This is a genomic window from Intestinibacter sp. (assembly GCF_022780145.1).
In the GTDB taxonomy this organism is placed as follows: domain Bacteria; phylum Bacillota; class Clostridia; order Peptostreptococcales; family Peptostreptococcaceae; genus Intestinibacter.
In genome coordinates, this window is sequence record NZ_JALEXO010000069.1 from 1 (window position 1) to 7,526 (window position 7,526).

The window sequence follows — 7,526 nt, forward strand, 5'->3', positions numbered from 1 at the left end:
TATTCATTGCCAGCTTTATCTTTGTAAGTTACATAAGCTGCTGCTGTCATTTCTCTCTCAAATTGAGCTTCTGGTATATTTATTATTGTTCCTAAGTAAGTTACGTAATTTTCATCTTTATTTACTTCATAGTTTACCTTACCTATAGATTTAGCTGCTTTTTTGTTGTCTAATGTTAAAGCTTGACCTTCTTCTAATAAGTTAGCAGGTATAATTAATGTACCTTTTTCTACTATTTCGTCACCGTCATCGTATAATTTAGTACCGAATCTTATACCGCTCTTACCATCAACTACTAATTTACCTTGTGCTCCTAACATCTTAACGTGAGCGTATTTAGCTTTATATGTAATATTTTGGTCATAAGTAGCATCTGCTTTGAATTCTGTAGTTGTATCATCAGTATCTGTATACCAACCTACAAATGTATATCCATTTTTAGTTGGAGCTTGTGGAGTATAATCTAAAGTTCCATCTTCTGACACTTCTTTAGATACTATATCTTCGCCATTATCTGCATCAAATGTAACTGTTACTGCTTCTTTTAATGGTATAAAAGTCTTATTATTAGTTTTAGCATATTCTTCTATAGTTGATCCTGTATAACCATAAAAAGTCATATCATTAGTAAGGAAAGTATCAGAGATATCAGATGGTATTACAACATCTTTAGAATAAACTTTAACTGTTTTTAATTCACTACAAGCATTAAATGCCTTGCTTCCTATTGTTTTTACATTCTTTGGTATACTTATTTCTGTTAGAGCTGAACAAGTATTAAATGCTCTTGCTCCTATTGTTTCTAAGCCTTCGTTTAAAGTCAATGAAGTAATTTTTTGACAAACACTAAATGCATAATCTCCTATTGTTTTTACTTTATCTGGAATTTTTACATCTTCTAATGTTAAACATCTATAAAATGCATAGTTTCCTATTGATGTTACTCCATCTGGTATATCTACTGCAGTCAATGCTTCGCAGCCTTTAAATATACCAGTTGGTACACTTTGTAATGAACTTGGTAAAGTTACTCTACCAGTTATTGATTTACAACCACTAAATGCGTAGTCTCCTATTGTTTCTAAGTTATCATTTAAAGTCAATGAAGTAGCTAGTCTACAGCTATCAAATGCATGAGCTCCTATTGATTTTAAAGTAGATGGCATATTTAAAGAGCTTAATCTTGTACAGCTAGCAAATGCATAGTCTCCTATTGTTTCTAATCCTTCTGGTAGTGTTATTTCTGTTAAACCTGTACAAGATTTGAATGCATAATTACCTATTGATTTTACTGTATTTGGTATAACTATACTCTTAATAGTATCACAGCTTTTGAATGCATTGTCATCTATTGCAGTTACTTCTTCTGGTATAACTACATCTTCTGATGTACCTTTGTACCCTTTAAGTACTCCGTTTACTATTATAAAGTCACTATCAAGCTCTCCATCTTTAACCGTAACATCGCAACATACTTTATAGTCACCTGCATAAGCATATATCTTACAAGTTCCTTCACCAATTGCAGTTACTATACCTGTTTCATCAACTGTGGCTACTGAACTATTAGAAGTTTTCCAAATCACTGTTTTATCATCTGTAGTATCACTTGGAGATATTGTAGCATTTAATTGAGCAGTTTCACCTACTTTTATTTCTTTAGATTCTTGATCTAGAGATATACCTGTCATAGGAGTTGCTTTTGTGTCATTTTCTACATTTGCAACAGCTTCGTTTAATTCTTTATTAGCTTCGTCTACTGCATCTTGACTTGCTTGTATCACATACATAGTATCATTTGCTTTTTTATAAGCAGCTCTTATATTTTTGTAGCTTAGAAGTTTATTTCTATCGCTAGAACTATTTATATTAGCTAGAGATGTTGCCAATTTATCCTTATCTGCAACTTTAACTCCTGAACCACTCCAGTCATCTCCTACATCTGCTCCATATCCGTTTACAGTAAATTGAACTCTCATTACATCACCGTTTTTTGGTTGATAGTCACCCATGCCAACACCTGGGAATGTTCCATTTACACAATACATCCATCCAGAGTAATTAGTATAATCAAATTCTCCTAACCATCCTTCTGTTTTTCTTCCAGAAGTATATCCATCTATTTCTGTATAGTCATCATCTTTTAATCTAGATAGATAGAAACTAGATGTTAATGTTCCATTGTATTTTATATTTTCTTCACCTAGTGCTGAAGCTAAAATTTGAGCACAAGTATCTCCTTCTTCAAAAGGAACTAGAATCGGCTCTTGAACATATCCAAGGCCTAATGTAAATTTTTCCACATCAAAAACTATGTAGTTTTGTTGTGGTTCTGTTTCTTTAGTTTCTTCTGCATATGCTGCAAATGGTGTCAATAAATTGAACATCATCATAAAAGAAACTATCATAGATAATAATTTTTTCTTCATTTTTTTATCCCCTCTATAAAAGGGATATAATACAAATTTTATATCCCTTTTCTTATTCATTTAATATTTATATAGAAATATTTATTATTCAGCAGTTTTTCCTAAAATATCGTTAACTGATGTAGAACCATTAGCATATGGTGAATATACTGTATATTCGTTACCAGCTTTATCTTGATAAGTTACATAAGATGATGCTGTTATTTGTCTGTCAAATTGAGCTTCTGGTATATTCACTATTGTTCCTAAGTAAGTTACATAGTTTTCTTTTTCATTTACTTCGTATATTGATTTTGCAATTGATTTAGCAACTTTAGGTGTACTTAATGTTAAAGTTTCTCCTTCTGCTAATAGATTTGCAGGAAGTATTAGAGTTCCTTTTTCTACAATTTTGTCTCCATCGTCGTATAATTTAGTTCCAAATCTTATACCGCTCTTACCATCGACTACTAATCTACCTTGTGCTCCTAACATTTGAACATGAGCATATTTAGCTTTATATGTAACATCTTGATCGTAAGTAGCATCTGTTTTTAATCCTGTAGTTGTATCATCAGTATCTGTATACCAACCTACAAATGTATATCCATCTTTAGTTGGAGCTTGTGGCACTGAGTCTAAAGTTTGTCCTTTTGATACTTCTTTAGTTATTATATCTTCACCATTATCTGCGTCAAACTTAACTGTTACTTTATCTACTTTTGTAGGAACATCTGTTAAATCATAAAGTGAATTTTCATTTACTCTGTAACGACGATAAGCTTCAAATGCATAAGTTGTTTGTTGAGTACCCATAGCATTACCTTTTGTATCTACTGTTTTATCCCAGTAAAATCCTTGGTCTGCTTTGTATCCCCATAAATTAGTTACCATATTTTTCTTACCAATAGTAAATCCATTGTTTCCATCTAGTGGATCAATACCTGCTACTGATAATGCAGTTAATATTTGTGCTGTTGTACAGCTGTTTTCATTAGAAGAAGAATTTTCTGCAAAACCTGCTTCTGTTGTCATCTTTCCTTGAAGCCAAGTTAATGCTTTTGTAAATGCTTCTTGTACATCTTGATGTTCGTCATTGTTGTAAGGTGCTAATGCTTGCATAATCATACCAGTCATATCTACATCTGGAGTTCCTGTTAACATGAATCCTCCACTTTCGTCTTGGAATTCTAGACACATTTGAACTAAATCTTCTCTACTCCATCTAGCATCTGCTGGAATTTCATAATCTTTACTATCTAGAGCTATCAATATCCAAGAAATTTGGTTAGAAGTTAATTCATCTAAACCTTTCCAGTTGTATAATTTTTCGATTAAGTTCACACCACCGAAGTTAGTTGGATCTTCACCCATTACACCTAATGTTAATATAACACGTGCATAATCTGTTGGTTGAGATAATCCTTCTTGTACAGCTTTTTCAGTACTTTCAAGGTATGAAGCTCTATTTTCTTCAGAAATAGTTCCTCCTGCACGAAGAGTTGTGAATATATTCCATTCATCTCCGTATTTACTCATACTTTGAGTTGATATGTAATTAAGACCATGTTCAATAGCTGCTTTAATTGTAGCTGTAGGGTCATCTTGTTCAACTATGTCACCTGTAACTGTCACAGTAAATTCGATGTTGTTGCAGCCTTGTGTATCATCTAAAGGTGTACCTGTAACCTTAACTGTTCCTGCTTTCTTTGCTACAATCTTGCCGTCTTTAACTTCAACGATACCTTCATTATCATAAGTATATTTGAAACCTTTTTCTGTTGCATCAGAAGGTGTAGTTGTTATGTTTAATGCTTGTGTATCGCCGACTTTCATTTCATATTCTGTTGTTTCAAGTTCTGCTTTTTGAAGTGGTTTATTATATAAGAACTTAACAGTTACATATTGTACAAGATCAGGATTATCTGAACTAGTAACTTTAAATTTCGCAGTACCGCATTTTTTAGGAACAATACCTGCATTATGTTCTGTAGTAAATGTTGCGATATCTGGTGTTAATGCTTCCCAATTCAAATTTCTATTAGTTGCATTACTTGGTGTATATGTTATTTTAAGATTGTCTGTATAAAGTCCTAAACCATAGTAATTACCAGTCATAAAGTCTTTTTCACCAGTAATAGTGAAAGTTTCTGGAGTTTCAATAGTAAATCCAGTCAATGGTACATAGTTACATTTTGCAATAAATTGTGCTTTTACATTCCAGTTATCACGCATGAAAACTGACATTGTTGCTTGACCACCAGCAGTAAAAACTAATTGATTGCCTTGCCATCTTATATTGTATTTTGTATCACTTGTATCATAATTTAGTGCTTGTTTTGGAATAGTAATCCATTCATCGCTATCTGCTTTTCTACCCTTTACTGTAACTCCGACACCACTTACTAGACCTTCAGATTCATAAGGATTATCTAATGAAACTTCCTTATCACCTACATAAGTTTTTAATTCTGTGATTCCACTAGAAACGCAATTTACAGTAAATGTTTTTGACCATCCACCTGAATCAACTGTTATTGTTAATTTTCTAGTATCCCATGGATTCCATTTACCAGTTTCTTTGTTTATAAAAGTCCAATATTGTAAATCATCTCCACCTTGAATAGAAGTTACAAAGTCGCTACCACCACTCCATGTAGTAGTTCCGCTTGATCTACCGACAACAAATTTACCTTCATCTAAACATGTTAAAGTAATAGTATCATTATCATCTAAAAGTTGTTTTCTTCCATCAGCATATTCAAAATAAACGTATGGTCCTTGGTATTCTTTTATTGTAATTTCTTGTGATGCTTCTTTTGAACCTATTTTTGCTGTAAGAGTTACTTTACCTTCTTTTAATCCCTTAACAGTTGCCATTAATTTATTAGTGCTTTCTTCAGTAACTGTTGCAATTGATGAGTCGCTAACACTCCATTTTATATTTCCATCCCAGTCTGAAGGATCTACTGATGCAAGGAATTGAAGTTCACCAGACTGTGCTTCTACTTCTGTTCCAGTAAGAGCTGTAAGTGAAATACCGTCGACATCAGATACAGTTACTGCAAGTTCTGCTTTTACATCTGGGTTTTCAGCTGTTACAGTAATTGTCGCATTTCCTGCAGAAATACCTTTTACAACACCTTCATCACTGACTGTTGCTACAGATTCATCACTAGATTTCCAAGTTAATTTGTCTGTACTTCCTAGAGGTTCTAGTACTGGTTTTACTTCATAGCTTTCACCAGCATAGATGCTTACACTTTCATCTGGAAGTGTAATTCCTGTAGCAGAATCTGTCGCATTTATAAGATTTTGTCTAGCTTCTTCTACAGTATCAGCTGTTGCATCCTTTGTATTTAAAATCATATTAACAGCTTTATTGTAAGCCTTTAATCTGTTTCCGCCAAGTTGTGAAGGATTGTATTCAGAAACAGTCTTGATTAATTCGCTTCTATCAAGTATAACCTTAGCATCTACACCCCAGCTAAGACCTTCAGAAGTCAAACCTGCCTTGCTTAAATCATTACCTGGAACATAAATAAAACGAATTACAGTTACATCTCTTGCATAAAAATATGATGTATCTAAGTAGGCTTCTTTATCAGCTACAACATACCATTGTGATCCATCGGCTAAATCACCATTATTTAGCCAACCATCTTCTTGGCTATCATCTTTGATAGCAGTAACTGCGTCATTGCTTAGTTGAACATTATCTCCTAAAAGAGATTTTATGAAAGTTGTACCATATCTACCACTCCAGTTCATTGTACTTGTTGGTGCAACCATCATAGTTCCATTACCGTCAGCGTCATATTTTTCCACTGTATAGTACATTGCTCTTGATGCAGCATCAGCAACATTAGCTATATTTGCAAAACTAGCTAGTGGCATTGAAGCAACTACCATACACAATGCAAGAATAAGACTTAAAAATTTGCTTTTTCTTTTTCCCATTTTTTTACCCCTTTCTTTTTTTATTTTAGAAATACAAAAGTATAAAACAAATTAGACATATTTCCCCAATTTATCCCAATATTCTATATATTTCTCTAACATAATTATACTTTAGAAGATATTTTCAAAAAGTATGATTTTAGTATCTTACACTTGTATAGCACTTTTATACTACTGGTAGTACTACTAAAATACTACTTTACTTATTTTCAAAAGTAATATATTCTAAGACTAGGGTATATAAAAATTCAGCCATGTATTTGGTAGCTACATGACTGAAGTAGTGTGTTTTTTAAAGGATTCTATGCTAATATTCAATAGTGTAGAATTTTTTATTTTTCCGCAATGTAAATAAAGTAATAAATTAAAAAGAGATATGATGCAAATTTTACTTTGCTTCATATCCCTTTAAATAACACTTTATGCATATTCTGGTTCGTCTTTTTTCTTAAATATTATCAGCTTACTACATACATAATTTAGAACTATAACTACTACATTAGTGACTATCTTAACAACTAAATCGTTAATTCCAGCTAAAGTAGCCATCACGAATATTATCATCAGCTCTACAACTCCAGAGAAAATTCTACAGCCTACAAATGACGAAAATTCCTTTAATATATATTCTAATCTAGTTTCTTTACTTTCAAATACAAATATTTTATTTGTTATATATGCAAATACAACAGATACTATCCACGCAATTGAATTTGAAATCAATATATCTATACTGAATAATCTAGTACATACAAGGTATGTAACTAAATTAGTCAAAAATGTAAATCCACCAAAGATTACATATAAAATGGCTTCTTTATACTTTTTAAATAACTCGATTATTTTTCTCACTCCTTATTTTTTATCGAGGTCTACAGTGTTTTCCTTCTTTTCAAGGCTTACACCTTCACCTACAACACTAAATTTACTACCTTCAACTTCATCTATTATATCACCTGATTCTGGATTTGTGTCGTTTTGTAATAAATTTGTATCTAAATTGTTATCTTTATTTAAGATTTCCATAAATTCTTCACCTGTTATAGTTTCTTTTTCAAGTAAGAATTTAGATAATTCATGGAGTTTTTCTTTGTTTTCTTTAAGTATATTCATAGCCTTTTCGTGAGCTGATTTTATTATACTTAAAACCTCTTCGTC

3 protein-coding genes and 1 pseudogene are annotated in these 7,526 nt (G+C 32.0%); all 4 read right to left on the reverse strand.

Going from position 1 to position 7,526, the window contains the following annotated elements:
- Positions 1-2,429: leucine-rich repeat protein (locus tag MR593_RS02575; RefSeq protein ID WP_290686677.1), on the reverse strand; the 2,429-nt coding region annotated here is incomplete at its 3' end.
- 84 nt (positions 2,430-2,513) lie between these two features.
- Positions 2,514-6,368, reverse strand: coding sequence for an Ig-like domain-containing protein (locus MR593_RS02580; RefSeq protein ID WP_290686679.1), 3,855 nt, complete (start codon positions 6,366-6,368; stop codon positions 2,514-2,516).
- Positions 6,369-6,788: 420 nt separating this feature from the next.
- Positions 6,789-7,220 carry a GtrA family protein gene (locus tag MR593_RS02585; RefSeq protein ID WP_290686681.1) on the reverse strand — a complete coding sequence of 144 codons (432 nt, stop codon included), beginning with the start codon at positions 7,218-7,220 and terminating at the stop codon, positions 6,789-6,791.
- 3 nt (positions 7,221-7,223) lie between these two features.
- Positions 7,224-7,526: pseudogene (locus MR593_RS02590) on the reverse strand (ATP-dependent zinc metalloprotease FtsH); the annotation flags it as partial.